The organism is Achromobacter maghribensis, assembly GCF_057334215.1.
Map to the genome: position 1 here is coordinate 6,009 of NZ_JBHFII010000049.1, position 23,847 is coordinate 29,855.

Here is a 23,847-nt window from a genome sequence, read left to right on the forward strand (position 1 = left end):
ATCTCGATGCCCGCGCCGCTGGAGGCCAGCTCGGCGATGGCGCCGGCCGGCGCGCCGCCCACGAAGAAGAAGGCGTCCAGGCCGCCGTCCTTGAGCTTGTCGCCCGCCTGGTTCGGCTTCAGGTATTCGGCCTTGATGTCCTTGTCGGTCATGCCGTAGGCGCCCAGGATCAGGCGCACGTCCACCAGCGTGCCGGAGCCCGGCTCGTCCATGGACACGCGCTTGCCCTTCAGGTCGGCCACGCTCTTGATGCCCGCGCCCTTGCGCGTCACCAGGTGGATGCTTTCCGGATACAGGGTGGCGATCAGGCGCAGGTCTTGGGCTTTGGGCTTGCCTTCGAACGTGCCGGTGCCGCTGTAGGCCCAGAACGCCACGTCGGATTGCGTGAAGCCGGATTCAAACGAGCCGCCCAGGATGCCGTTGATATTGGCAACGGATCCGTTGGACGCAACCGCCGTGGCGACCAGCTTGCCCGGTTGGGAGACGGCGTTGGCGATGATGCCGCCGATCGGATAGTACGTGCCGGCGGTGCCACCCGTGCCGATGCGGAAGAATTGCTGGGCCTGTGCGGAACCCACGGTGCCGACCGCGGCGACGGCGACGGTCAGGGCGGTAATCCAATGCTTGAGTTTCATGCGAGCTTCTCCGGGACTGTATGACGGGTTTATCAACGTGACGCCTTGCGTCGGGTCGTTCTTGCCGCGGGCGTTCGCCAGGGCAAAAACGGGCCTCCCCCTGGGGGCCATTTCTATGATGAAATTCTGGCATGTAGGGGTCCCGTAGCCAATGGTTACGGGGCTATCGTTTACCTGGGGGTGAATTGTCCTTTGGGTTATGGACGGTCATGCTTTGGTTATGGCGTGCGGTTACACGATCACGCGCTTACGTCCCATGCGGTGCAGATAACGGAGTCACCCTGATGTCCCAGGAAGTCATACGCGGCATAGCGCTGCCCCCGCCCGCGCAACCGGGCGACCCTCTGGCCCGCGTCGACACACCTAGCCTGGTGCTGGACCTGGCGCCGTTCGAGGCCAACCTGCGCGCCATGCAGGCCTGGGCCGATCGCCATGAGGTGGCGTTGCGCCCGCATGCCAAGGCGCATAAATGCCCGGAAATCGCGTTGCGCCAGCTGGCACTGGGCGCGCGCGGCATCTGCTGCCAGAAAGTCAGCGAAGCCCTGCCCTTCGTGGCGGCCGGCGTTCGCGACATCCACATCAGCAATGAAGTGGTGGGGCCCGCCAAGCTGGCCCTGCTGGCGCAACTGGCGCGTACCGCCAAAATGAGCGTCTGCGTCGACAATTCGCAAAATCTGGCGCAGATATCCCAGGCCATGGCGCAGGCCGGCGCCGAGATCGACGTGCTGGTCGAAGTGGATGTGGGGCAAGGCCGCTGCGGCGTGTCGGACGACGCCCTGGTGCTGGCGCTGGCGCAACAGGCGCGCGACCTGCCCGGTGTGAATTTCGTGGGGTTGCAGGCCTATCATGGCTCGGTGCAACACTTTCGCACGCGCGAAGAGCGGTCGCAGGTCTGCCGGCAGGCGGCGCGCATCGCGGCGTCGTACGCGCAACTGCTGCGCGAAAGCGGCATCGCGTGCGACGTCATCACCGGCGGCGGCACGGGCAGCGCGGAATTTGACGCGGCAAGCGGCGTCTTCACGGAACTGCAGGCCGGCTCCTACGCGTTCATGGACGGCGACTACGGCGCCAATGAATGGGATGGGCCGTTGAAGTTCCAGAACAGCCTCTTTGTGCTGTCCACGGTGATGAGCGTGCCCGCGCCGGACCGCGTCATCCTGGATGCCGGGCTGAAATCCACCACCGCCGAATGCGGCCCGCCCGCGGTCTTCCAGGAAGAGGGCCTGGCCTATGTCGCCATCAATGACGAGCACGGCGTGGTGCGCGTGACGCCGGGGGCGCAGGCGCCCGCATTGGGCAGCGTGTTGCGCCTGGTGCCTTCGCATGTCGATCCCACCTTCAACCTGCATGATGGGCTGGTGGTGGTGCGCGACGGCGTGGTCGAAGACATTTGGGAAATCGCGGCGCGCGGCTTCTCGCGCTGAACCGCAGCGGGCCGCCGGGGCGCGCGTGCCGTGCGCGCCGCTCCTGCGATTCAAGCGGCCAGGTTCGTCATCCCCAGGAATTGCCGCAATTCGGGGGTGGCGGGCGCCGAGAACAATTCCTCGGGCGGGCCGATCTCGTGCACGCGGCCTTGATGCATGAACACGACGCGGTCGCACACTTCGCGCGCAAAGCGCATCTCGTGCGTGACCATCAGCAAGGTCATGCCGTCGGCCGCCAGTTCACGTACCACCGACAGCACTTCGTTCACCAGTTCCGGGTCCAGCGCGGACGTGATCTCGTCGCATAGCAGCGCCAGCGGCTGCATCGCCAAGGCGCGCGCAATGGCCACGCGCTGTTGCTGCCCGCCGGACAGTTCCTCGGGCCACGCATCGAACTTGTGCGCCAGGCCCACGCGCGTCAGCATGGCGCGCGCCATGTCGGCCGCTTCCGCTTCCGGCATGCGCTTGGCGACCATGGGCGAGAGCATCACGTTGCGCCCCACCGTCAGGTGCGGGAACAGGTTGAACTGCTGGAAGATCATGCCCACCTTCAGCCGCAACGCGCGCAACCGCAACTCGTCGTCGCCCAGTTGCGCGTCGGCCACCATGATGGCGCCGCCGTCGATCTGTTCCAGTCCGTTCACGCAGCGCAGCAGCGTGCTCTTGCCCGAGCCGCTCTTGCCGATGATGGCGATGACCTCGCCGGGTTCGACGCGTAGCGTCACCCCCTTCAGGACTTCGTTGTCGCCGAATTTCTTGCGGACGTCTTCAAGGGCGATGAGGGGCATGCAACTTCCTTTCCAGCCGGAGGCTGAGGCGCGACAGGGGCCAGCACAGCGCGAAGTAGACCAGCGCGGCGCAGGCATAGACGGTGAAGGGACTGAACGTGGCGTTGGTGATGACGGTGCTGGCTTTGGACAGCTCCGTGAACCCGATGATGGACGTCAGCGCGGTGCTCTTGACGATCTGCACGGCGAAGCCCACGGTGGGCGCGATGGCGATGCGCAACGCTTGCGGCAACACCACATGGCGCATCTGCTGAACGTAGCCCAGCGCCAGGCTGGCCGACGCCTCCCATTGGCCCTTCGGGATGGCCTCGACGCAGCCGCGCCAGATCTCGGCCAGGAAGGCGCCCGACCACAATGTCAGCGCCGCACCGGCGGCCAGCCAGGGCGGCACTTCCACGCCCAGCAGCGACAGGCCGAAGAACGCCAGGAACAGCTGCATCAACAGCGGCGTGCCCTGGAACAATTCGATATAGGCCCAACTGACGCGCCGCATTGCGGCCACGCGCGAAGTCCGCATCATCAGCGCCAGCACGCCCATCAGCGCGCCGCCGACAAACGCCACGAGCGATAGCGCCACGGTCCAGCGCGCGGCCAACAGCAGATTGCGGACGATGTCCCAGGGGGTGAATTCAATCATCTTGCCGCCTTGTGGAACAGGCGCCGTCCGGTCAGGCGCAGCAACTGGCGCAGCAGGATGGCCAACGCCAGATAGATGCCGGTGGTGATCAGGTACACCTCGAACGCGCGGAAATTGCGCGACTGGATGAAGTTGGCGGCAAAGGTCAGGTCTTCGGCGGCGATCTGCGAACACACCGCCGACCCCAGCATCACGATCACGATCTGCGACGACAGCGCCGGCCAGATCCGCTGTAGCGCCGGTTTCAGCACCACATGCCGGAACACCTGGAAGCGTGTCATCGCCAGGCTGGCGCCTGCCTCGTACTGGCCCTTCGGCGTGGCATCGATGCCGGCGCGAATGATCTCGGCGCTGTAGGCGCCCAGGTTCAGCGCCATCGCCAGGCAGGCGGCCTGCATTTCGCCCAGTTGCACGCCCAGCGACGGCAGGCCGAAGAAAACGAAGAACAGCTGGATCAGGAAGGGCGTGTTGCGGATCACCTCGACATAGGCCGCCACCGGCGCGCGCAGCCAGGCCGGACCCTGCGTGCGGACCCAGGCGCAGGCGATGCCCAGCGCCACGCCGGCCACCGCGCCGAACGCGATCAATTCGACCGTGACGCCGATGCCCTTGACCAGCACCGGCGTGTAATCGAAGACCGCGCCGAAATCGTATTGGTAAGCCATGATGGCCGCCGTCGGGGCTTACAGGTCCTTGGGCAGTTCAGCGCCCAGCCACTTCTGCGAAATCGCGGACAGGGAACCATCGCGGCGGGCGGCGGCCAGGATGTCGTTGACCTTGGCGCGCAGCTTGGGCTCGTCCTTGTTCAGGCCGATGTAGCACGGCGAATTCTTGATCAGGAATTTGGTTTCCGGCTTCTTGGCCGGATTGCGCGCCAGGATGGCGGCGGCAACCACGTTGCCCGTGGCGATCATCGGCACCTGACCCGACAAAAAGGCCGTGATGGTGCCGTTGTTGTCTTCGTAGCGTTTGAGCGTGGAGGATTCGGGGGCGATCTTCGACAGTTCGATGTCTTCCACGGAGCCGCGCGTGACGCCGATGGTCTTGCCGGCCAGGTCGGCCGCCGACGACACCTTCAGGTCGGCCGGGCCGAACACGCCGTTGAAGAACGGGGCATAGGCATCCGAAAAGTCGATGGCCTTCTCGCGTTCGGCATTCTTGCCCAGGCTGGAGATCACCAGGTCCACCTTGCGCGTTTGCAGATAGGGCACGCGGTTGGCGCTGGTAACCGGTACCAGTTCCAGCTTCACGCCCAACTGCTTGGCGATCAGTTGCGCGGTATCAATGTCATAGCCCAGGGGCTTCATGTCGGCGCCCACCGAACCGAACGGCGGGAAATCCTGCGGCACGGCGATCTTGATCGTGCCCGCGCGGACGATATCGTCCAGCGTGTCGGCGTGCGTCAGCGGCGCGGCCAGCAGGCTGGCGGCGGTGCAAAGAGACAACAACAGGGTTCTACGGTTCATGAGCACTCTCCAGGGCGCGCACCGCCCGGGACGGGTCAATGCGTTGCACACCGATTCGGTATACAAAACTGGAAAAGCAAGTTCCGTGCCATTTCACGCCCGCCAAGCAGGCGCCGGCAACCGGGCTGACGGCGCCCCGCTTTGGTGCGGCGGACGCGCCGGATGCGGGCATGCGCGGCACCGGTTTGGGTCGCGCCGCTGGCGCCGGCTCAACCCTCCAGACGGGGCTGCATCAGGGCGGCGAACCAGTCGTGGAAGACGGCCAGGCGGCGAGAGCGCTGGCGCCGGTGGGGGTACAGCAGCGACACCGGCATCGGCGCCGGGCGCCAGCCCGGCATGACCTCGATGAGCTTGCCGGCATCCAGCAGGTGCTGCACATCGAAACGGGGAATCTGGATGAGCCCCAGCCCGGCAAGGCAGCAGGCGATGTAGTTTTCGGCGTTGTTCACGACCACGCGGGCGGGCACGCGCGCCACCTGCCCGGCACCGCTTTCCGCCAGGTACTCCCAGGGCAGTTCGCGGCCGGTTTTCGGCGACGCGTAGCCCACGGACCAATGCCCCACCGACAGGTCATCGGGCAGGCGCGGTTCGCCCTGTTCGCGCAGATAGTCCGGGCTTGCACAATTGATCAACGCAATATGCCCCAGCGGCCGCACCACCAGGCTGCTGTCGTCCAGCGCGCCGATGCGCACCGCGCAGTCCACGCCCTCCTGCACCAGGTCGATGGCGCGGTCGGTCGAACTGAGCACGAGTTCAAGGCGAGGATGGCGGCGCAGCAAGCCCGGCAGCGCGGGCGCGATCAGCCGGCGTGCGACGCGGCTGGGCGCATCGATGCTGAGCCGGCCCGACACCTGGCGCTGTCCGGCGTGGAACAGCTGGTCGATGTCTTCCACTTCCGCCAATAGCGGGCGGACGCGTTCCAGCAATTGTTCGCCGTCCGCCGTCAGCCGTACCTGCCGCGTCGTTCGATGCAGCAAGCGCACGCCCAACTGCGTCTCCAATTGCTGAATGGCAGCGGAGACCGACGCGCGCGGCACCTCCAGGGCGTTGGCGGCCTTGATGAAACTGCCCATGTCGGCGACTTGGGCGAACACGCGGTACTGATCGAAGCGGTCCATGCGTTTGGCATCCCCTGCCGCCCACGGGCGGATCGCCCTGTGGATAACGGCAGGTAAGAGGGTTGGGCCCGTCAATACTATAAGGAACCCCGCCCAGACCAAAAGGAACCTTGCGCAGGCCCGGCTGCTTACTTCGTCGTATAGCCGCCGTTGATCAGGATGGTCTGGCCGGTGATCCACCAGCCGTCGCTGACCAGATGGCGGATGAAGGGCACCACGTCCTCGATGTCGGTCAGCCCGGTCTTGCTGAACGGCGACAGCGCGGCGGCGGTCTTGTGATACGCCACGGCGTCGGCGCCTTCGGCCGGGTAGAAGAACGGCGTATCCATCGGACCGGGGCCGACGGCGGTGACGGAAATACCGCGTGCGCCGAACTCCTTGGACGCGGCGCGGGTGTAGTGCTCGACAGGCGCCTTCGTGCCCGCATAGGCGGCGTAGAACGGCGTGAACGCGCCAAGCAACGACGTCACCAGCGTGCAGACCTTGCCGTTGTCGTTCACGTGGCGGCCTGCTTCGCGCAAGAAGAAGAAGGCGGTCTTGGAGTTGACGGCGGTCATCTCGTCGTATTCCGCCTCGCTGATCTCGGTGAAGGGCTTCTTCAGCACTTTGCCGACGGTGTTGATGGCAATGTCCGGCCGGCCCACGGCGGCGACGGCGTCGGTGAACAGCTTTTCGACGGCGGCGGCGGTGGTCAGGTCGCCTTGCAACGCGACCGCTTTGGCGCCGGCCGCCTGGATCGCGGCAACGGTCGCGTCGGCATCGGCCTTGGACGCGGCGCTGTTGTAGTGGATCGCCACGGCGCGGGCGCCATGCTGCGCCAGGTCGCGCGCGATCAGCCCGCCCAGGTTCTTGGCGCCGCCGGCGATCAATGCGACTTTGCCCTTGATGGAATGGTCTGCCATGGAAAATCCCCTACACAAGTCATTGGAGCGTAGAGCTTAGGCAAGTGCATCCCGGCGATAAACCACCCGAGGCTGGATGGATCATCCAGAAAATCCGCCCAATCGCCATGAAAAAAGCCGTCCCTTTTTACGGGAACGGCTTTTGCGACCGGCGGCTGCCGATGCGACGGGCAGCGGAAGTCTTGATCCTGGATCTTTAGTCCACCTGGGCGCCGGACTGCTTGACGGCCTTGCCCCACTTTTCGACTTCGCTGGCGATGAACGTGCCGGTGCCTTCGGGGGTCAGGGGCATGGGTTCGGCGCCGCGGTCGCGCAGGAATTTCTGCATTTCCGGGGTGCCCAGCGCATGGCCGATCTGCTTGCTGAGGTAGGCGGTGACGGCCGGCGGCGTGTCGCGCGGAGCCAGCACGGCGGCCCAGCCGATGGCCTCGAAGCCGGGGTAGCCGGATTCGGCCACGGTCGGAACCTCGGGCAGCTGCGGCAGGCGCTTGGCTGTCGTCACGGCCAACGGCACGGCCTTCTTGCTTTGCACGTGCGGCAGGCCCGCCGTGACGGAGTCCACCATCAGCGGCACCTGGTGGCCCAGGAAATCGGCCTGGGCCGGGCCGCTGCCCTTGTAGGGGATGTGGCGGATGTCGATATCGGCCGCGGCCTTGAACATTTCCGCCGACAGGTGCTGCGTGCCGCCGATACCGGCGCTGGCGTAGGCCAGTTCGCCCGGATTGGCGCGCGCTTGCGTCACCAATTGCTTAAGCGAGGTGATGCCGGACGCCGGCGTGGCCAGGAACATCAGCGGTACCGAGAACACGCCCGACACCGGCGCGAAATCCTTGGTCAGGCTGTAGTTGATGGTTTTGTACAGCGTCTGGTTGACTGCGGCGGCAGAGCCCGCGATGACCAGCGTGTAGCCATCGGGCGCGGCGCGCGCGGCCTGCTCCATGCCGATGTTGCTGCCGGCGCCCGCTCGGTTTTCCACCACGATCGGCTGCTTGACGGCGGCGCCCAGCTTTTCAGCCAGGGCGCGGGCGAAGATGTCGGTGGCTTGTCCGGGCGGGAACGGCACGATCAGGCGGATGGGGCGTTCGGGGTATTCGGCATGTGCCGGCGCGCCGGCCGCCGCCAGCGCCAGGCCGGCGGCAAGACTGGAAAGGATACGTTTCATGATTGGTCAGTAAAAAGCGACAACGGGCGGCGCGCGGGGGCGCGCCACTTGCATAAAATAGAGCGCCCGAGCAGTCGGCCCTTTTGAGGCGGCCCGGGGCGGATCGGCGGGGGGTGCGTCACGATAGCATCCCTCTGTCGGTGCTACATTTGCGTTTTCGCGCTTCCCCCCTTGAAGTTTCCCCTTCATCCCTGTCCTTTTACCCCGCAGGAACCGCCATGGAATTCAGCCAGTTCAACGTCAACACCCTCATGGAGATCACCTCCCGCCCGGACCTCGTGTTCGTCAGCGGCAAGGGGTCCTGGCTGGAGGATCACGCGGGCAAGCGATATCTGGACTTCGTGCAGGGCTGGGCGGTGAACACGCTGGGCCACTCCGCGCCGGAAATGCAGCGCGCGCTGGTGGAACAGTCGCAAAAACTGATGAACCCGTCGCCGGCGTTCTACAACATCCCCTCGATCGAACTGGCCCAACGCCTGACCGGCGCGTCCTGCTTTGACCGCGTCTTCTTCGCCAACAGCGGCGGCGAAGCCAACGAAGGCGCCATCAAGCTGGCGCGCAAGTGGGGCCAGGTCAAGAAGAACGGCGCCTACAAGATCATCACGATGAACCACGGCTTCCACGGCCGCACCCTGGCCACGATGTCCGCATCGGGCAAGCCGGGCTGGGACAAGATGTTTGCCCCGCAAGTGGAAGGCTTCCCCAAGGCCGAACTGAACGACCTGGAATCGGTGAAGAAGCTGATCGACGACAAGACCGTCGCCATCATGCTGGAACCGGTGCAAGGCGAAGGCGGCGTGATCCCGGCCACCAAGGAATTCATGCAAGGCCTGCGCAAGCTGGCCGATGAAAACCAGTTGCTGCTGATCGTCGATGAAGTGCAGACCGGCATGGGCCGCACCGGCAAGATGTTTGCCTACCAGCATTCCGACGTCATCCCCGACATCATGACGCTGGCCAAGGGCATCGGCGGCGGCGTGCCGCTGGCTGCGCTGCTGGCCCGCCAGGACGCTTGCGTGTTCTCGCACGGCGACCAGGGCGGCACGTACAACGGCAACCCGCTGACCACCGCCGTGGGCGTGGCCGTGTTTGACGCACTGGCCGCCCCGGGCTTCATGGACGCCGTCAATGCGCGTTCCAAGCAACTGTCCGAAGGCCTGCTGGCCCTGTCGGCCAAGTACGGCATGAAGGGCGAACGCGGCATGGGCCTGCTGCGCGCGCTGGTGATGGACCGCGATGATGGTCCCGCGATTGTCGAAGCCGCCCGCAAGCTGGAACCGCAAGGCCTGCTGCTGAACGCCCCGCGTCCGAATTTGCTGCGCTTCATGCCGGCGTTGAACGTGACGGCAGAAGAAATCGACCTGATGCTGAGCGAACTGGACAAGCTGATCGCGCAGGCGCGCGAGGCTTGACCGGGCTTGTAGCGTCGTAAGGGGCAAGGGCCGCGTATTCGCGGCCCTTGTGCTTTGCGTGGCCTGAGCGCCGCGATGGCCATCCGGGCGGCATGCCGCAGTTGCTCAATGGGCAACCGAGACTGCGCGCAGTAATGCGGAACGAGTGCGCGCAGTGCCTGCGCCAGCATCGGGCAGAATGCGGCCGATTACGCCACCAGGCGCAGATGACGCTTGGTCACAGGCATCGTGGGCTGCTGCTTCACCAGACTTGCGGGTACGAACTCCAACGGCTTGCGTCCGGCTGCCGCGTCGCTCAGGCTGGCAGTGAGCAAGACGGCGCGCAATGCGCCGAATCCGCGCGCACGCTGAAGGTCACGCGCCAATTCCATCGCCTGCTGTTCGGCCATGTCGCGCGACGGCCAGACGGTGCGGCAGAAGTGCGTCTTGCAAAGCGGCATCTGTTGAGTATGGTCGATCACATCCACGTAGCCACGAAATGCGCCGAACTCGACCTCCATGACATTGGGGCGAACCGACTTGAGGGCAAGCGGGTTTTGCGAGATAGGAGCCATGATGGTTTCCTTGAAAGGACACGAATCCATCCTAGCCCACAATTGGTGCAACATTCGCATTGCTTTGCAGTCCTTTAGATAACTATCCAGAGTTAGCCATGTGCAAGAAAACGTTGCGATAGGCCTAAAACGGGTGGGGTGTGGAAGGCTCCCCACTACCGCCACAACGGTAGGCCGGTGTGGAAGCTGGTAAATTCGCCGGCGCTGACTTCAAGTCCCAAATTGCCAGAGTCCCGACATGCCCTCCTCTCCCGCTGATGACGTGATCGCCCTGTACCAAGCGCATGCCGCGGCGTTTGCGACGCTGCGGAGTACAGAGTTGATCGAGCGCGCCTGGCTGGCCGCGTTCCTGGAACGGCTTGCCGTCCCCCATCCGCAAGTGCTGGATATAGGTTGCGGCACTGGCGTTCCCATCGCCCGCCATCTGATCGAAAACGGCTGCCGAATCACCGGCATCGATACCTCGTTGCCGCTGCTGTCGCGGGCCAAGGCGTCGTTTCCCGACCACCATTGGATCGCCGCCGACATGCGGCAGCTGGCTGGCATCGGACCGTTTCATGGGTTGATCGCCTGGCACAGCTTTTTCCACCTTCGGCCCGAGGATCAGCGGCTGATGTTCCCCATCTTTCGGCGCCTGGCCGCGCCGGGCGCGGTGCTGATGTTCACCAGCGGCACGGCGTTGGGCGAAGCCATTGGGACGTTTGAAGGCAAGCCGCTTTATCACGGCAGTCTGGATGCTTGTGAATATCGCCAATTGCTGGCGGAAAACGGATTCTCGGTGGTTCGGCATCAGCAGGAAGACCCAGCGTGCGGCGGCGCGACGGTGTGGCTGGCCACGCAGACCAGCTGTTAGCAAGAGGCGGCACCGACGCGATATCATGGCCCCGCCTTTCCCCGCCGGGGTATTGCCTGGCTCCGCCTCTTGCAATGCCCCGTTCCTTCCCGCTTCGGACACAGGAACCCAGAACGATGCAGTCTTTCCCCGTGCTTGCCCGCGCTTGCCTGATCGCCCTTTTCACTCCATCGCTGGCGCTTGCCCAGCCCGCCGCGCCGGATTTCGCCGGGCGCACCGCGGCGCTGGTGGAGCGCCATCGCGTGAATGTGGACGGATTGCTGGGTAATGCGCGGCAGGAGGGAATGGCGTTGCTGGTGATTCCGACCCTGAACCTGGATGCCGAGCCCCAGCGCGATTTCAATGACGACGCGACGCGCGACCGCTTTGTGCGTCAGCGCAGCACGTTTATGCGCTGGAACCACAAGTCGGAAAAGGACACCGCGATCAGCGCCGGCGCGGGGGACCACAAGCTGAATCCGACGGACCCCGGGCCGCAGTTCCAGACGGTGCGCGGCAAGCTGCTGTATCAAGTAATTCCGGTGTGGCCGGGCGAATACCGGCTTAACCGTATTACCTATCATCAGCCTCGTACCGAGCTGCCGAAAACCGTGCCACCTCAAAGCGCCACGGAACGGATTAAGAAAATCGGCATCGCGACGCTGGATTACACGGTGGACCGAGAGTTCAAGACGGCTGTGCCCCAGACGCAATCCGCCCAGGATGAAGACGACGGCCTGGGCAAGGGCTGCGAAGTGATGTTGCGGGCTGGCGGGGGATGCGACGAGGCGGCGCGCGAGGTGCGGTGGCGCCTGAACGGCGAAATCGCGTTCAATGCCGGCGAGGCCGATGCCGCGCCGGCGCCGGGTTTCGAGGCCGAGCTGATTTTCTCGCCGATTGCGTCGATCAAGCTTGAAGCGGGCGAAGCGGTGCTGACGGACGGTTTCGTGTTGCCCGTCGACCAGCCCGTCATGACCCCGGATTCGTGCGAGGACACGTCCTTTGGCCCCGTTTGCACGATGGATTCTCTGACCTTGACGCGCCTGCCCGCCAGCCTGGAAGATTTCCGGCAAGCGCCAAGCGCGGGCAGTTTCAATTTGCCCGAGCTGGATGCAGCGCTGCGCGACCTTACGTATCGCGCGCCCACGCTGCACTACCCGCCGGTGTCCAAGGCGGCGCCGAACCAGATCCGGGCCGTGGGAACGGACTAGGTTTCAAAACAACGTGGATGCCGTCGTCCGAGACACGATGGTCATGCTGCTGCCGGGCCTTATGCCCTGTCGCCCATGCCGTCCACGGAATCGCGATACGCGACGGCGTACATCGCCGTCGCCGCGAACGTGATCAGGACACAAAGCACGACGCCCAACGCGGCATAGGCCAGGTCAGCGCCCATCGCGAACGTGTACGTCAGCGGGTACAGCGCACTTGCGGTGAAACCGGCCACGACGACCAGCATCAGCAGCACCAGCATCAACGGCCAACGCCGATAGGGCATTGCCGCGCGGATGCCGCGAAAGCCGTATTCACCCGTCGTCGCGACGCGCGGCAGGCTCAGGCCATACGTCGCAAGCGCGTACAGGACGGGCACCCAGATGACCGCGGCCGAGGCGATCAACGCGCTCCAGAACCCGGTGTCATTCGCGCCGTTCAGCAGCACGTAGACCACGAACGGCAGATTGCCGGTCGCGTGCCCCAGGGCCGCCACCACGATGGCGATCGCGCCAAGCAGGACCAGATGCTTGGCCTCTGCGGTGCCGCCGTGCGCGGTGGCGTGACGGGCCCCGTCTGCCAGGACGACAACCCGATGCCAACTGAACGTCATCCGCGCGAACGCGATCAGGTTGATCAGCGTCAGCGCGACGAACAGCAGATCCGTCAGCCGATACAGCGGCGTGTCCGCCAACGCGAACGGCAGCGACAGCGTGAAGACTGCCAACGACCATGGCGCGGCGGCCAGCATGGCACGCCCCTGGCGTTGAATGACGCCTGCTGTCTCGGCAAGAAAGCGACCTGCCCCGAGTTGGCTCGACACAAGATTCCTTTGTTCTGAATTGAGGGGTTTCGTTATATACCCCAGCCGCGGCATCAGGCCTGGCCGGCGCGTGGGCGGGGATGCCGCGTCGTCTTAGGCCGGCAATGCGCGCGGCATCGTCGTGCCGTAGTCGTCGTCGCCATAGACCAGCCCGGGCAACGGCGATTTGCCACGCCCGACACTTGCCCACAGTGCTTCGACCCAGTCCGCCGCCGTATCGACGATGACGTCTTGCACGACAAAGCCGGCGCCGTCCGAAGCGAACATCGGCACGGCCGGCGTTACCCCGGTGGCGGTGTGCCGCACGTCGAACAAGGTGCGATGGGCATCCACCGCCTTGTTCAGCACATAAAGGTCAGGGCCTTCCAGGCTGACGACGACGGAAAACGTGCCCTCGCCGTCCTGGTCCGGGAAGATGCCAACGTGGATTTCGCGGGCCTTTTCAGGCAGGGCCGCGATCAGCGCGGCCAGGCGGGTTTGCGCGGTGTGGGAATGCTGGTCCAGCACGCGCCGCAGCGCGGCCTGATAGTCCTGCTGGTTCATGTGGCGTCGTCCTTATGGTTGCGCGGGTTCATATTCCACCACCGGCTGGCTACCCGGGTCCTGACGGAAAAACACGATGTTCTCGAAGGGAATCGGATCGGCATCCCAGCGCCAGTACGGCTTGGTGGCGCCGGAAAAGCCGCTGTAGCGATGCTCATACTGGTTGTAGCAACCGACATGCACGGGGTCGCGGCCCTTGCCATGCGTTCGCAACGCGATCACCAGGTCGCCCCATTTCGGATCCTGTCCGGATTCCACCACCGACACGGGCGCGTATCGGTCATCTCCGAAACGGCTCCGAGCCGCTTGCGAGAAATGGGCACGTAGGGCTTGCTGAATTTTTTCGCGCAACGGTTCGTCGTCGGGCGACGCGTCGCCGCCCATGCCCGCGATCAGCAGCTGGGCTTGCTGGCAGACGCCTGGAATCTCCTTGGCCAGGTTCTGTGCCAGCCGGGCCGTCAATTCGGCGCGCTGCGTGCTGCCAAAGAGCAGCGCGGCGAAGGCCAGCGCCAGCATCGCCGCGCCTGCGCCAAACGGCCAGGTGGGCAGGCGCCTGCCGGCATAGCGCAATGCGCCCAGCGCCAGCAGCAAATGCGCCGCCACGAACAACAGCGCGTAGCCGGCAACCATCCCGTAGTGGTAGAGCGTGAATCCGGCAAGCATCACTGCACCGCCTTGCCAGCCCGGCGATACAGTCTTGCGCCCCCGATACTGGCGGCGATCAGCATCAGGCTCGTCAGCGTAGCGATGCCGAACAGCGGAAAGAGATCGTCGGTGATGATCCAGGTCAGTTGATCGCCCAGGCCGTACGGCCCGAACGCCCGCGAACGTTCCTGATCCGCGCCGGCAAAGATGCGGGTCCAGAAGCACGCGGCCAGCGCGCCATGTAGCCACAACGCCAGCGCATAGCGCTTGATGTACAGCAGGCAAAGCGCGGCCAGCGCGCCCGTCCAGACGCTGATCACCGAAATTCGGCTGGCATCGAAGAGCTGCGCGCCGGGCTTGGAAAGCAGCCAGATCAGGGCGAATATCGCCGCTGCACTGGCTGCGCCGATGGGCCAGGGAATCGGCGTCAGGTTGATTTTTTGGGTCATAGGTGCGACGAATATACCTGATCGCAAACGGCCAAAATCCAGACGCAGGATCTGGCCGCACGCTGCATTCGTGCGTACACTTTCGGCATGCTACGCATCGACAATCTCACCAAGCGCTACGGCGACTATCTCGTCTTCCAGGGGCTGACTCACACGTTCGGCCCGGGCTGCGTGGCGCTGTGCGAAGAAGACAGCACCGGCAAATCCAGCCTGCTCAATATCATTGCAGGCGTGGTCGCGCCGGATGCCGGAGATGTCTGGATTGACGGGCATTCAATCATCCAGGCGCCGCAACAGGCCCGTGCCCGTATGGCGTATGTGCCCGACAATTGCCTGGCCTTTCCGGCGATTACGGGGCGCGGGTTGTTGGAGCAAGTGGCCGCGGAAAAGCAGGTTGCCGTGGACGATGCGGTGCTTGATCTGGCGTACCGGCTGGGGCTGGAACCGCATTTGGACAAGCGTTTCGAACAGATGTCGACGGGTACGCGCCGCAAGGTATTCGTGACGGCAGCCGCCTTGGGCAATCCGGCCGTGGTGATCGCAGACGGACCCAGCAACGGGTTCGATGCACAGGGCCGCGCCGTGCTGGCCGAGGTCTTAAAGGCCTGGGCCAAGGATCGCGTGGTGCTGTTCGCCAGTCATGATCCCGAGCTGGTGCAGGCGTGCGAGGCCGAGACGATCAACGTCGCTGAATTGCGCTGACGGGGCGCGGTGCTCAGGTGGGGCCGAACCGAACGGTGCCCGATTGTCAGGCCGCTGCCAATACTGCCTTCACTTCGTCTGTAATTTTCATCGGGCAATCGCTCTCGCTGTCGAAAACGCGTTCTGGCAGCTTAAGCTTCAATCATTGACGTGGCCGAAGCCGCAGTAAGGTGGATTTCTTAATATTCTGAGGTGCATATTTGCTTTTATGCTTCCTTATAGTGCAGCAAAATATAAACATTTGCTGCGTTATAAGGAAGCATAATCTGGAGATTTGCTGCATTATGGGCTATCATTTGTCGATAAAATCCGACCATAGGTTTGCCCATGTCCCCAGAACTGAATCAACTGCGCCTGGAGCAATTGCAGGCATCCCTGTCCGCCTATTCCACGTTGGTAGCGAGGAAAGCACCTGCGCGTGGCTGGCTGAAGCTTATTCGCGAATCGCTGGGGCTCACACAGCGCCAACAAGCGCAACGCCTGGGAATCTCAGGGCCAACGCTACACAAATCAGAACAAGCAGAATCAGATGAGCGGATTACTCTTGGGCATTTGCGCAAACTCGCCGACGGCCTCGACTGCGAACTTGTCTATGCCCTGGTGCCGCGCCGACCTCTTACGGAGGTCGTTCATGAGCGGGCCCGCGCTATTGCGCTTGAAGAGGTTGACAGCGTTGTGCACACGATGAGCCTGGAAGACCAGCGCCCGGCGGAAGCGCGCAGTAGCAAGCAGGTGGAACGACGGGCCGAGGAATTGCTGCGAGGTAGATGGTCCGACCTATGGCGCTAGACCTTGACGAGCAGGACGGCCAGACGCCGCTGGATCCTGACGAAAGGGCAGGACTCATTCCCGAGCACCTGAATACCCAGGGTGATTTGAACGATTGGGAGCAGGAGAACATCTTGCGTGCGGTGCGCTGGTTGAAGCGAACCCGGCCGCTGGATGTCCTCAATGAGAGGTTCTGCAGAAGCCTTCACGCGAAGATGTTTGATCAAACCTGGGCCTGGGCAGGAACGTTCCGCCAGTCAGACAAGAACTTGGGTTGTGATTGGACGCAAGTGAGCACCAGACTGGCTCAACTGCTTGGCAATACGCGCTGGTGGGTCGAGCACGGCACCTATTCTCCAGACGAAATCGCCGCCCGGTTTCACCGCGACCTGGTCTGGATTCATCTGTTCCCCAATGGTAATGGGCGGCACGCCCGGATGATGGCAGATGCTCTCCTGCGAGGTTTGGGCCAACCGTCGTTCTCCTGGGGTGGCAGTAACCTGGTAAGCGCGTCGGAAATCCGGTCTTGCTATTTGGAGGCGTTACGGGCGGCCGACAAAAATGACTACCAGCCTCTGCTTGCATTCGTGCGTAGCTGACCGAAGAGACGGGTGGTGCTGTGCTCGGGACACGGAATCAGTGCGGCTTCCAGGTTAGCCCGTCTTTCGAACGGTACTCGGGCTGGCCCGAGCAGCACCCGCCTGCGCCGAACGCCTGACGCCCGATGAAGGCCGTGATAAAGCCTTTGCCTTCGGTCAGCGATTGGTTGACGCATATCGTGGGCAGCGGATAGAACTCACCTTCCAATACGAGCGTCCAGCTTACGTTCTCGCCTTCAGCCGCATCTACCTTGTAGACCTTGCAGTTATTGACGAGCAAGTGAATCGGCTTGCCGGCCAACACGCCTTTGAACTGCAGTCGCTCCGGCGTTTCGCGCGTGGCGATGGTTTCGGCGGTGAGTGTCGAGCCGGGCGGCGGCGGCGGAAGCGACGGGTCGCAACCCGCCAGCACGCCGGCCGCGCATAGCGTCAATGCCAATCGGCGGGCAAGGCGCGTCATCTTGGAGAGTCCCGATCAAGCCACGTGGGCGAAGCGTTTTTCAAGATAGGCGATGATCTCGCTGGACTCATACATCCAGCGCGTGCCGCCCGCCTCTTCGATACGCAGGCAAGGCACCTTGACCTTGCCGCCGCCGGCCAGCAGTTGTTCGCGCGCCTGCGGATCGGCTTTGGCGTCGTGCAGGGCCACCGGCACGTTCAGACGATGCATGGCGCGCCGCGTCTTGACGCAAAACGGGCAGGCGTGGAATTGGTACAGCGCAAGCGCAGCCGCTTCCTTGTTGACGGTGGCCTGGCCTTGCGGCGAACGCTTCTGCGGACGCGGGCGGGTCAGGGCGTCGCCCGCGACGATCAATTGACCCAGGCCGACACGCAAGGCTTTAACAATCATGGATATGGACTCGAAAGGGCAAAGTAAGGCGCTCAGTCTACTCCCTGCGCGTGTTCTACACTGGAACGCTCCGATTCTTGCCCGCGCCGAAAGCCATGGGATCTCGTGTCATACGACAAGCACAGCCGACAAGCACAGCCGCCTGCGTTCCGTCCGGCCCCGGCCTTAGTCGAACCCTTGCAGGATGCCGCCCTGCTGCGCCGTTTGCTGCGCGCCAAAGATCGCATGGATGCCGCCTCGCACGAGGCCTGGCCGGTTAGCCGCCTGGCCGAGGTCAGCGGCGTTTCCGCGGCCTATTTCGCGCGCTCTTTCAAGCGGGCGTTTGGCCTTCCCCCGCACCGCTATCTGTTGACGCGGCGGATCGAGCAGGCCGTCTCGTTGCTGCGCGACACCGAACTCAGCATCACCGACATCGCCTTCTCGACCGGCTGGCAAAGCCTGGGCACGTTCGGCCGCATTTTCCATGACGTTACGGGCGCAAGCCCCAGCGCCCTGCGCGTCGAGGTCCGGGCGAAGACGGCTGAACTCGGCCGCGTTCCCGCTTGCGTGCTGAAAGCCGCGCAACGCCCTGATCTGGGCACCGCAGTTTTGGAGAAGCGCCGCCGCAGCGCCAAGGATAAATTGGCGGCATCCACCAAGGAGAAGCCATGAACGAAGGTATCAGTGTGATAGGCGTGTACGTTGACGATCAGGACGAAGCGCTTGCGTTCTACGTAGGCAAATTGGGATTCCGCATCCACACGGACGTGCGCAATGGCCCGTACCGCTGGCTCACGGTCCAGCACCCGGAGCAGCCCGCGTTCCAGCTTGGCCTGTTCGCGCCGGGCCCGCCCGTCCACGACGAAGCTACCGCGAAAACCCTGCGGGCGATGGTCGCCAAAGGCGCCATGCCGCCGCTGGTGCTGTCGGTGTCTGATTGCCGCGCCACGTACGCCAAGCTGAAAGCGCTGGGGGTGGAGTTCACCCAAGAGCCGACGGACCGCTACGGCAGCGTCGACGCTGGCTTTCGCGACCCGGCGGGCAATGGCTGGAAGATGATCCAGGCGCCGCGCAGTACCGCGTAAGCCGCGGACAAAGGGGGATCGACGGCATGGCGGGCACAGCCGTGGATGAGCCCGCCATGCAACGCCCTCCTTCAGGTGGGCGCCGTTTCGTTCCCGTGCAGCGTTCTGAGTTTCCTCAATTCCGGGAACCACCGCATCCACAATCCCGCCACGGCGATCGTGCCCATGCCGCCAATCACCACGGCCGGTACCGCCCCGAACAGTTCGGCGGTTACGCCGGATTCGAACTCGCCCAGTTGGTTGGACGCGCCGATGAACAAGGTGTTCACGGCGCTGACCCGGCCCAGCATGTGGTCGGGCGTATTCAACTGCACCAGCGACGAACGCACGACGACGCTGATCGAGTCCGCGGCGCCCAGCACGACCAGCGCGCCCACGGACAGCGGAATCGAGGTCGACAGGCCGAACACCGTTGTTGCCAGCCCGAACAGAATCAGCGAGCCGAACAGCAGGCGGCCCACGTTGTCGCCCAGGCTCAGGCGCGCCAGCGTCAGCGACATCAACGCCGCGCCGCAGGCGGGCGCGGCACGCAAGGCGCCTAGCGCCCACGGGCCCGCATTCAGGATGTCTTTGGCGAAGATGGGCAGCAAGGCGGTCGCCCCGCCCAGCAGCACGGCAAACAGGTCCAGCGACAAGGTACCCAGCAGCAGCCGGCGCTGGAAGATGAAGGTGATGCCGGCGAAGAGGGTGCGCCACGTGGTCGGCTCTTTGCGCGGCGGGGCACGGTCGATGACGAGCGTGGCGATGGACGCGAAGGCCGTCAGGTACAGCGCCGCCGCCACGCAATAGATCCACCCTGCCCCCAGGCTGTAGCCGATGCCGCCCAGCGCGGGGCCGGCGATCTGCGCGATCTGGCCGCCGGAAGACGCCAGGGCGGTGGCGCGTGGCAGCCACTCGCGGGGCACAACAGCGGGAATCAGGGTGGACAGGGTCGGCGCTTCGAAGGCGCGCGCTGAACTCATGATGATGATCGTGGCGTAGATCAGCGTCTTGCCGCCCACGCCGTGCAGCGCCGCGATCGCCAGCACCAGCGTGGCCAGGGTTTCGAGCGCCATGCAAAGGGCAACGATCTTGCGGCGGTCGTAGCGGTCGGCCACGTGGCCTACCACCAGTGTCAGCGCCGCCATGGGCAGGAACTGCGCCAGCCCGATCAGCCCCAGGTCGATGGCGCTGCCCGACAGCGCATAGATCTGCCAGCCGACCGCCACCGAGACGATCTGGAAGGCCAGCGACGCGCTGACGCGCGCGAACAGGAAATGCAGGAACGGGGGGCGAGAAAGCGGACTGGGAGAGTCGGGGGCGGGCATGGGAGCTTGCGCGGCAGGCGCGCGGACGGTGCCGGAATCCGCCATTCTAGTGACAGCCGGCTGACGCCAAACTAAAGCGCCAGCCGGCAGCAGGGGCAATGCGCCGCGGGGTTATTCGCCGATCGACACCAGTTCGGCGCCTTCGGTGACCTGGTCGCCCACGCCGTAGAACACTTCCTCGACGCGACCGTTGGCCGGCGCCGAGATCGTGTGCTCCATCTTCATGGCTTCCATGACCAGCAGGGGTTGGCCCTTTTCGACCGTGTCGCCTGCCTTGACCGAGATCGAGATGATCTTGCCGGGCATCGGCGCCGTCAGGCCGCCGCCGTGTTCGCCCTGCGTGTCCTGGGCATGCGCCAGGGGGTCGTAGAGCTCCAGCACGTGCACGCCACCTTCGCCGAACACATGGGCGCGGTCGGCATGCAGAACGACCGTACCGGCGTTCTCATGGCCTGCCAGCGTGACGCGCAGGCCGTAGGCCAGATTGGGATTGGCGCTGGCATGTGAGCGCCACAGGAACGGCTGCGGGCCCGAACCGGTATCCAGCGTCCAGGCGCCGCCTTGGCGGGCGACGGTCACGCGGCGCGTTTCGCCGTTGTCCACCCACTGCAGATGGCGCTGGTACTGGTTGCCCAGGCGCCAGCCGTCGCGGGCGTCCCAGGGGTCGGACGGACCCTTGGCGGCGGTTTGCGCGCCGGGTTGGGCCAGGCCCTGGCGTACCAGCACGGCGGCCGAGGCCAGCGCCAGCGTGGCGGCGCTGGCGGCCTGCGGTTCCGGCAGCAGCGTGGCGCGCTGGCGCTCGATCAAGCCGGTGTCCAGGTCCGCGGCCGCAAACGCGCTGTCCTGCATCAGGCGCGACAGGAACGCCACGTTGGTCTGCACGCCCACGGCCTGCGTCTGGGCCAGCGCCTGCAGCATGCGGGCGCGGGCCTGATCGCGGTCGGCGCCGTGCACGATCAGCTTGGCGATCATGGGGTCGTAGAACGGGGTGATCGTGTCGCCCGTGCGCACGCCGCCGTCCACGCGGATGTCGGCGTTGGCGAAGGCGGTGTGCGGGGGAAGGCCCAGGTAGGCCAGCGTGCCGATCGACGGCAGGAAGCCCTTTTCGGGGTTCTCGGCGTAGATGCGGGCCTCGATGGCGTGGCCGTTGATGCGCAGGTCTTCCTGGCGCGCCGGCAGCGGCTGGCCGGCGGCCACGCGCAGCTGCCATTCCACCAGGTCGTGGCCCGTGATCATTTCGGTGACGGGGTGCTCGACTTGCAGCCGGGTGTTCATTTCCATGAAGTAGAAGCGGCCGTCCGGCTCGGCGATGAACTCCACCGTGCCCGCGCCCACGTACCCGACGGCGCGCGCGGCGGCGACGGCGGCTTCCCCCATGGCGCGGCGGCGTTCTTCCGTCATGCCGGGCGCCGGCGCTTCTTCGATCACCTTCTGATGGCGGCGCTGCACCGAGCAATCGCGCTCGAACAGGTAGACGCAGTTGCCGTGCGTGTCCGCGAACACCTGGATTTCGATGTGGCGCGGCTTTTGCAGATAGCGTTCGATCAGGACGCGGTCGTCGCCAAAGCTGGACGCGGCTTCACGCTGGCACGAGGCCAGGGCGTCCAGGAACGCGCCCGACGATTCCACCACGCGCATGCCCTTGCCGCCGCCGCCTGCGCTGGCCTTGATCAGCACGGGGTAGCCGATGCCGTCGGCCTGGGTCTTCAGGAACTGCGGGTCCTGGTTGTCGCCGTGATAGCCGGGCACCAGCGGCACGCCGGCCTTCTCCATCAGGGTCTTGGCGGCGGACTTGCTGCCCATGGCGGCAATGGCGGACGCGGGCGGGCCCACGAACGCGATGCCGGCTTTTTCAGCGGCTTCGGCGAACGCTTCGTTTTCCGACAGGAATCCGTAGCCGGGGTGGATGGCGCCCGCGCCGGTGTCGATCGCGGCCTGCAGGATGGCGTCGGCGCGCAGGTAGCTGGCGCGCGGTTCCGATCCGCCGATGTACACGGCCTGATCGCAGGCCGCCACATGACGCGCGTTGGCGTCCGCGTCCGAATACACGGCGACGGTGCGCAGCCCCAAGCGGCGGGCGGTGGCGGCGACGCGGCAGGCGATCTCTCCGCGGTTGGCAATCAGCAAAGTGTCGAACATGAATGTCATCCTGGCTGTAATTCTTCTTGAACTGCGGTGCTGCAAGCGGGAGGGCGGGCGCCCTACATCCGGAACACGCCGAACTTCGTGTCTTCGATCGGCGCGTTCAGCGCAGCCGACAACGCCAGCCCCAGCACGCGGCGGGTATCCGCCGGCGCGATGATGCCGTCGTCCCACAGACGCGCGGTGGCGTAGTACGGGTGACCCTCGTGTTCGTACTGTTCGCGGATGGGCGCCTTGAAAGCGGCCTCTTCGTCAGCCGACCACTGGCCGCCGCGCGCTTCGATGCCGTCGCGCTTGACCGTGGCCAAAACGCTTGCGGCTTGCTCGCCGCCCATGACGGAGATGCGGGCGTTGGGCCACATGAACAGCATGCGCGGCGAATACGCGCGGCCGCACATGCCATAGTTGCCGGCGCCGAACGAGCCGCCGATCAGTACGGTGAACTTCGGCACGGCGGCGGTGGCCACGGCCGTCACCATCTTGGCGCCGTGGCGCGCAATGCCTTCGTTTTCGTACTTGCGACCCACCATGAAACCGGTGATGTTCTGCAGGAACACCAGCGGGATCTTGCGCTGCGCGCACAGCTCGATGAAGTGCGCGCCTTTCTGCGCGGACTCGGAAAACAGGATGCCGTTGTTGGCGACGATGCCGACGGGCATGCCCTGGATATGGGCGAAACCCGTCACCAGCGTGGGGCCGAAGCGCGCCTTGAATTCGTCGAATTCGGAACCGTCCACGATGCGTGCGATGACTTCGCGCACGTCGTAGGGCTTGCGCGTGTCGGCGGGAATGATGCCGTTCAGTTCGCTCGGGTCGAAGCGCGGCTCGCGCACGGGGATCGTGGCCAGCGGCGCGGGTTTCTTGCGGTTCAGCCTGGCCACGGCGTTGCGCGCCAGTTGCAGCGCGTGCATGTCGTTGGCGGCCAGGTGGTCCACCACGCCGGACAGGCGCGTGTGCACGTCGCCACCGCCCAGGTCTTCGGCGCTGACTTCTTCGCCCGTGGCGGCCTTCACCAGCGGCGGGCCGCCCAGGAAGATGGTGCCCTGGTTCTTCACGATGATGGATTCATCGCTCATGGCGGGCACGTAGGCGCCGCCGGCGGTGCAAGACCCCATCACCACGGCGATCTGCGAAATGCCCTGCGCGGACATCTGCGCCTGGTTGTAGAAGATGCGGCCGAAGTGTTCGCGGTCGGGGAACACTTCGTCTTGCTGCGGCAGGTTGGCGCCGCCCGAATCCACCAGGTAGACGCAGGGCAGATGGTTCTGCGCCGCGATCTCTTGCGCGCGCAGATGCTTCTTGACCGTCATCGGGTAGTACGTGCCGCCCTTGACGGTGGCGTCGTTGCAGACGATGACGCATTCGGTGCCGGACACGCGGCCGATGCCGGTGATGACGCCCGCGCCGGGCGCGTCGCCGTCGTACATGTCGTGCGCCGCCATGGGCGACAGTTCCAGGAAGGGGGAACCCGGATCGATCAGGTTTTCGACGCGGTCGCGTGGCAGCAGCTTGCCGCGCGCCACGTGCTTGGCGCGCGCGGCTTCACTGCCGCCCAGCGCCGTCTGCGCCAGTTTCTGATTCAGGTCATCCAGCTGCGCCTGCATGGCACGCGCATTGTCGGTGTAGTCCTGCGACCGCGGATTGATGCGGGATTCGATGATGGGCATGGGGTTCCACCCGTCCTGCTTGATTGGAATTTGAAGGCGCTCGAGGAGCGGTTTGTCTCGCTGCCCGGTGGGCCGGGCATTCTTGTCGATCTGGGTTTTCGTTGCGCCTTTCGCGACACGGCCCGCGACGGACCCGTCGCGTCCGG

27 protein-coding genes are annotated in these 23,847 nt (G+C 65.1%); 9 read left to right on the top strand and 18 right to left on the bottom strand.

Annotation, left to right across the window (positions count from 1 at the left end; genetic code table 11):
• Positions 1-635 (bottom strand): TAXI family TRAP transporter solute-binding subunit (locus ACE039_RS22305; protein WP_485823360.1); only part of this gene is annotated, 635 nt, incomplete at its 3' end.
• 284 nt (positions 636-919) lie between these two features.
• Between ACE039_RS22305 and ACE039_RS22310 the strand changes: the two genes are divergently transcribed.
• Entirely contained in the window at positions 920-2,059 is a 1,140-nt protein-coding gene (locus ACE039_RS22310) for a DSD1 family PLP-dependent enzyme (RefSeq protein ID WP_448711241.1), read from the top strand.
• Between the two features lie 50 nt (positions 2,060-2,109).
• Here ACE039_RS22310 and ACE039_RS22315 read toward each other — a convergent pair whose 3' ends face one another.
• The 7 genes from ACE039_RS22315 to ACE039_RS22345 all read right to left on the bottom strand — a co-directional run bounded on the left by ACE039_RS22315 (position 2,110) and on the right by ACE039_RS22345 (position 8,132).
• A complete protein-coding gene (locus ACE039_RS22315; RefSeq protein WP_448711243.1) occupies positions 2,110-2,847 on the bottom strand; it encodes an amino acid ABC transporter ATP-binding protein in 738 nt (245 codons plus the stop codon).
• A complete protein-coding gene (locus tag ACE039_RS22320) occupies positions 2,828-3,484 on the bottom strand; it encodes an amino acid ABC transporter permease (RefSeq protein ID WP_448711245.1) in 657 nt (218 codons plus the stop codon). The genes ACE039_RS22315 and ACE039_RS22320 overlap by 20 nt, the downstream gene beginning before the upstream one ends.
• Positions 3,481-4,149, bottom strand: a complete 669-nt coding sequence (locus ACE039_RS22325) for an amino acid ABC transporter permease (protein ID WP_485823361.1) — start codon at positions 4,147-4,149, stop codon at positions 3,481-3,483. The genes ACE039_RS22320 and ACE039_RS22325 overlap by 4 nt, the downstream gene beginning before the upstream one ends.
• An 18-nt stretch (positions 4,150-4,167) precedes the next feature.
• Positions 4,168-4,950 (bottom strand): transporter substrate-binding domain-containing protein, encoded by a 783-nt coding sequence (locus tag ACE039_RS22330; RefSeq protein WP_485823362.1) that lies wholly within the window; start codon positions 4,948-4,950, stop codon positions 4,168-4,170.
• A 209-nt stretch (positions 4,951-5,159) separates the two neighbouring features.
• On the bottom strand, positions 5,160-6,068 hold the full coding sequence (locus ACE039_RS22335; protein ID WP_485823363.1) for a LysR family transcriptional regulator: 909 nt from the start codon (positions 6,066-6,068) through the stop codon (positions 5,160-5,162).
• A 128-nt stretch (positions 6,069-6,196) separates the two neighbouring features.
• A complete protein-coding gene (locus ACE039_RS22340; RefSeq protein WP_105559416.1) occupies positions 6,197-6,970 on the bottom strand; it encodes an SDR family oxidoreductase in 774 nt (257 codons plus the stop codon).
• A 196-nt stretch (positions 6,971-7,166) separates the two neighbouring features.
• Entirely contained in the window at positions 7,167-8,132 is a 966-nt protein-coding gene (locus tag ACE039_RS22345) for a Bug family tripartite tricarboxylate transporter substrate binding protein (protein WP_485823364.1), read from the bottom strand.
• A 218-nt stretch (positions 8,133-8,350) separates the two neighbouring features.
• Between ACE039_RS22345 and ACE039_RS22350 the strand changes: the two genes are divergently transcribed.
• Positions 8,351-9,544, top strand: a complete 1,194-nt coding sequence (locus tag ACE039_RS22350) for an acetylornithine transaminase (protein WP_485823365.1) — start codon at positions 8,351-8,353, stop codon at positions 9,542-9,544.
• 188 nt (positions 9,545-9,732) lie between these two features.
• Here ACE039_RS22350 and ACE039_RS22355 read toward each other — a convergent pair whose 3' ends face one another.
• Positions 9,733-10,098 (bottom strand): hypothetical protein, encoded by a 366-nt coding sequence (locus ACE039_RS22355; RefSeq protein WP_313463078.1) that lies wholly within the window; start codon positions 10,096-10,098, stop codon positions 9,733-9,735.
• 238 nt (positions 10,099-10,336) lie between these two features.
• On the opposite strand from ACE039_RS22355, the gene ACE039_RS22360 reads away from it, so the two are divergent.
• Positions 10,337-10,951: a class I SAM-dependent DNA methyltransferase gene (locus tag ACE039_RS22360; RefSeq protein WP_485823366.1), complete on the top strand. Its 615-nt coding sequence runs from the start codon at positions 10,337-10,339 to the stop codon at positions 10,949-10,951.
• A 116-nt stretch (positions 10,952-11,067) separates the two neighbouring features.
• On the top strand, positions 11,068-12,141 hold the full coding sequence (locus tag ACE039_RS22365; protein WP_485823367.1) for a hypothetical protein: 1,074 nt from the start codon (positions 11,068-11,070) through the stop codon (positions 12,139-12,141).
• 59 nt (positions 12,142-12,200) lie between these two features.
• Here ACE039_RS22365 and ACE039_RS22370 read toward each other — a convergent pair whose 3' ends face one another.
• The 4 genes from ACE039_RS22370 to ACE039_RS22385 all read right to left on the bottom strand — a co-directional run bounded on the left by ACE039_RS22370 (position 12,201) and on the right by ACE039_RS22385 (position 14,602).
• Positions 12,201-12,965, bottom strand: a complete 765-nt coding sequence (locus ACE039_RS22370; protein WP_485823368.1) for a hypothetical protein — start codon at positions 12,963-12,965, stop codon at positions 12,201-12,203.
• Between the two features lie 93 nt (positions 12,966-13,058).
• The gene (locus tag ACE039_RS22375) at positions 13,059-13,508 is read right to left on the bottom strand and encodes a DUF6389 family protein (protein ID WP_485823369.1); all 450 of its coding nucleotides are present in this window, start codon (positions 13,506-13,508) and stop codon (positions 13,059-13,061) included.
• Between the two features lie 12 nt (positions 13,509-13,520).
• The gene (locus tag ACE039_RS22380; protein WP_485823370.1) at positions 13,521-14,171 is read right to left on the bottom strand and encodes a hypothetical protein; all 651 of its coding nucleotides are present in this window, start codon (positions 14,169-14,171) and stop codon (positions 13,521-13,523) included.
• A complete protein-coding gene (locus ACE039_RS22385; protein ID WP_485823371.1) occupies positions 14,171-14,602 on the bottom strand; it encodes a hypothetical protein in 432 nt (143 codons plus the stop codon). Before ACE039_RS22385 ends, ACE039_RS22380 begins: the two co-directional genes overlap by 1 nt.
• An 87-nt stretch (positions 14,603-14,689) precedes the next feature.
• On the opposite strand from ACE039_RS22385, the gene ACE039_RS22390 reads away from it, so the two are divergent.
• The 3 genes from ACE039_RS22390 to ACE039_RS22400 all read left to right on the top strand — a co-directional run bounded on the left by ACE039_RS22390 (position 14,690) and on the right by ACE039_RS22400 (position 16,671).
• The gene (locus ACE039_RS22390) at positions 14,690-15,304 is read left to right on the top strand and encodes an ABC transporter ATP-binding protein (RefSeq protein ID WP_485823372.1); all 615 of its coding nucleotides are present in this window, start codon (positions 14,690-14,692) and stop codon (positions 15,302-15,304) included.
• A 327-nt stretch (positions 15,305-15,631) separates the two neighbouring features.
• Positions 15,632-16,093, top strand: a complete 462-nt coding sequence (locus tag ACE039_RS22395; protein WP_485823373.1) for a mobile mystery protein A — start codon at positions 15,632-15,634, stop codon at positions 16,091-16,093.
• Positions 16,084-16,671, top strand: coding sequence for a mobile mystery protein B (locus ACE039_RS22400; RefSeq protein ID WP_485823374.1), 588 nt, complete (start codon positions 16,084-16,086; stop codon positions 16,669-16,671). Before ACE039_RS22395 ends, ACE039_RS22400 begins: the two co-directional genes overlap by 10 nt.
• A gap of 37 nt (positions 16,672-16,708) precedes the next feature.
• Here the strand turns inward: ACE039_RS22400 and ACE039_RS22405 are convergent, their stop codons facing one another.
• A complete protein-coding gene (locus tag ACE039_RS22405) occupies positions 16,709-17,131 on the bottom strand; it encodes a hypothetical protein (RefSeq protein WP_310035533.1) in 423 nt (140 codons plus the stop codon).
• 15 nt (positions 17,132-17,146) lie between these two features.
• Positions 17,147-17,521: a glutaredoxin family protein gene (locus tag ACE039_RS22410; RefSeq protein WP_313460622.1), complete on the bottom strand. Its 375-nt coding sequence runs from the start codon at positions 17,519-17,521 to the stop codon at positions 17,147-17,149.
• Positions 17,522-17,698: 177 nt separating this feature from the next.
• Between ACE039_RS22410 and ACE039_RS22415 the strand changes: the two genes are divergently transcribed.
• A complete protein-coding gene (locus tag ACE039_RS22415) occupies positions 17,699-18,172 on the top strand; it encodes a helix-turn-helix transcriptional regulator (protein ID WP_485823388.1) in 474 nt (157 codons plus the stop codon).
• Positions 18,169-18,585 (top strand): VOC family protein, encoded by a 417-nt coding sequence (locus tag ACE039_RS22420; protein ID WP_485823375.1) that lies wholly within the window; start codon positions 18,169-18,171, stop codon positions 18,583-18,585. The genes ACE039_RS22415 and ACE039_RS22420 overlap by 4 nt, the downstream gene beginning before the upstream one ends.
• A gap of 71 nt (positions 18,586-18,656) precedes the next feature.
• On the opposite strand, the gene ACE039_RS22425 is transcribed toward ACE039_RS22420, so the two are convergent.
• The 3 genes from ACE039_RS22425 to ACE039_RS22435 form a co-directional block, all read right to left on the bottom strand.
• Positions 18,657-19,892 carry an MFS transporter gene (locus ACE039_RS22425; protein WP_105559437.1) on the bottom strand — a complete coding sequence of 412 codons (1,236 nt, stop codon included), beginning with the start codon at positions 19,890-19,892 and terminating at the stop codon, positions 18,657-18,659.
• Positions 19,893-20,003: 111 nt separating this feature from the next.
• A complete protein-coding gene (locus ACE039_RS22430; protein WP_485823376.1) occupies positions 20,004-22,031 on the bottom strand; it encodes an acetyl/propionyl/methylcrotonyl-CoA carboxylase subunit alpha in 2,028 nt (675 codons plus the stop codon).
• A gap of 62 nt (positions 22,032-22,093) precedes the next feature.
• A complete protein-coding gene (locus tag ACE039_RS22435) occupies positions 22,094-23,701 on the bottom strand; it encodes a carboxyl transferase domain-containing protein (protein WP_485823377.1) in 1,608 nt (535 codons plus the stop codon).
• Positions 23,702-23,847: the final 146 nt, after the last annotated feature.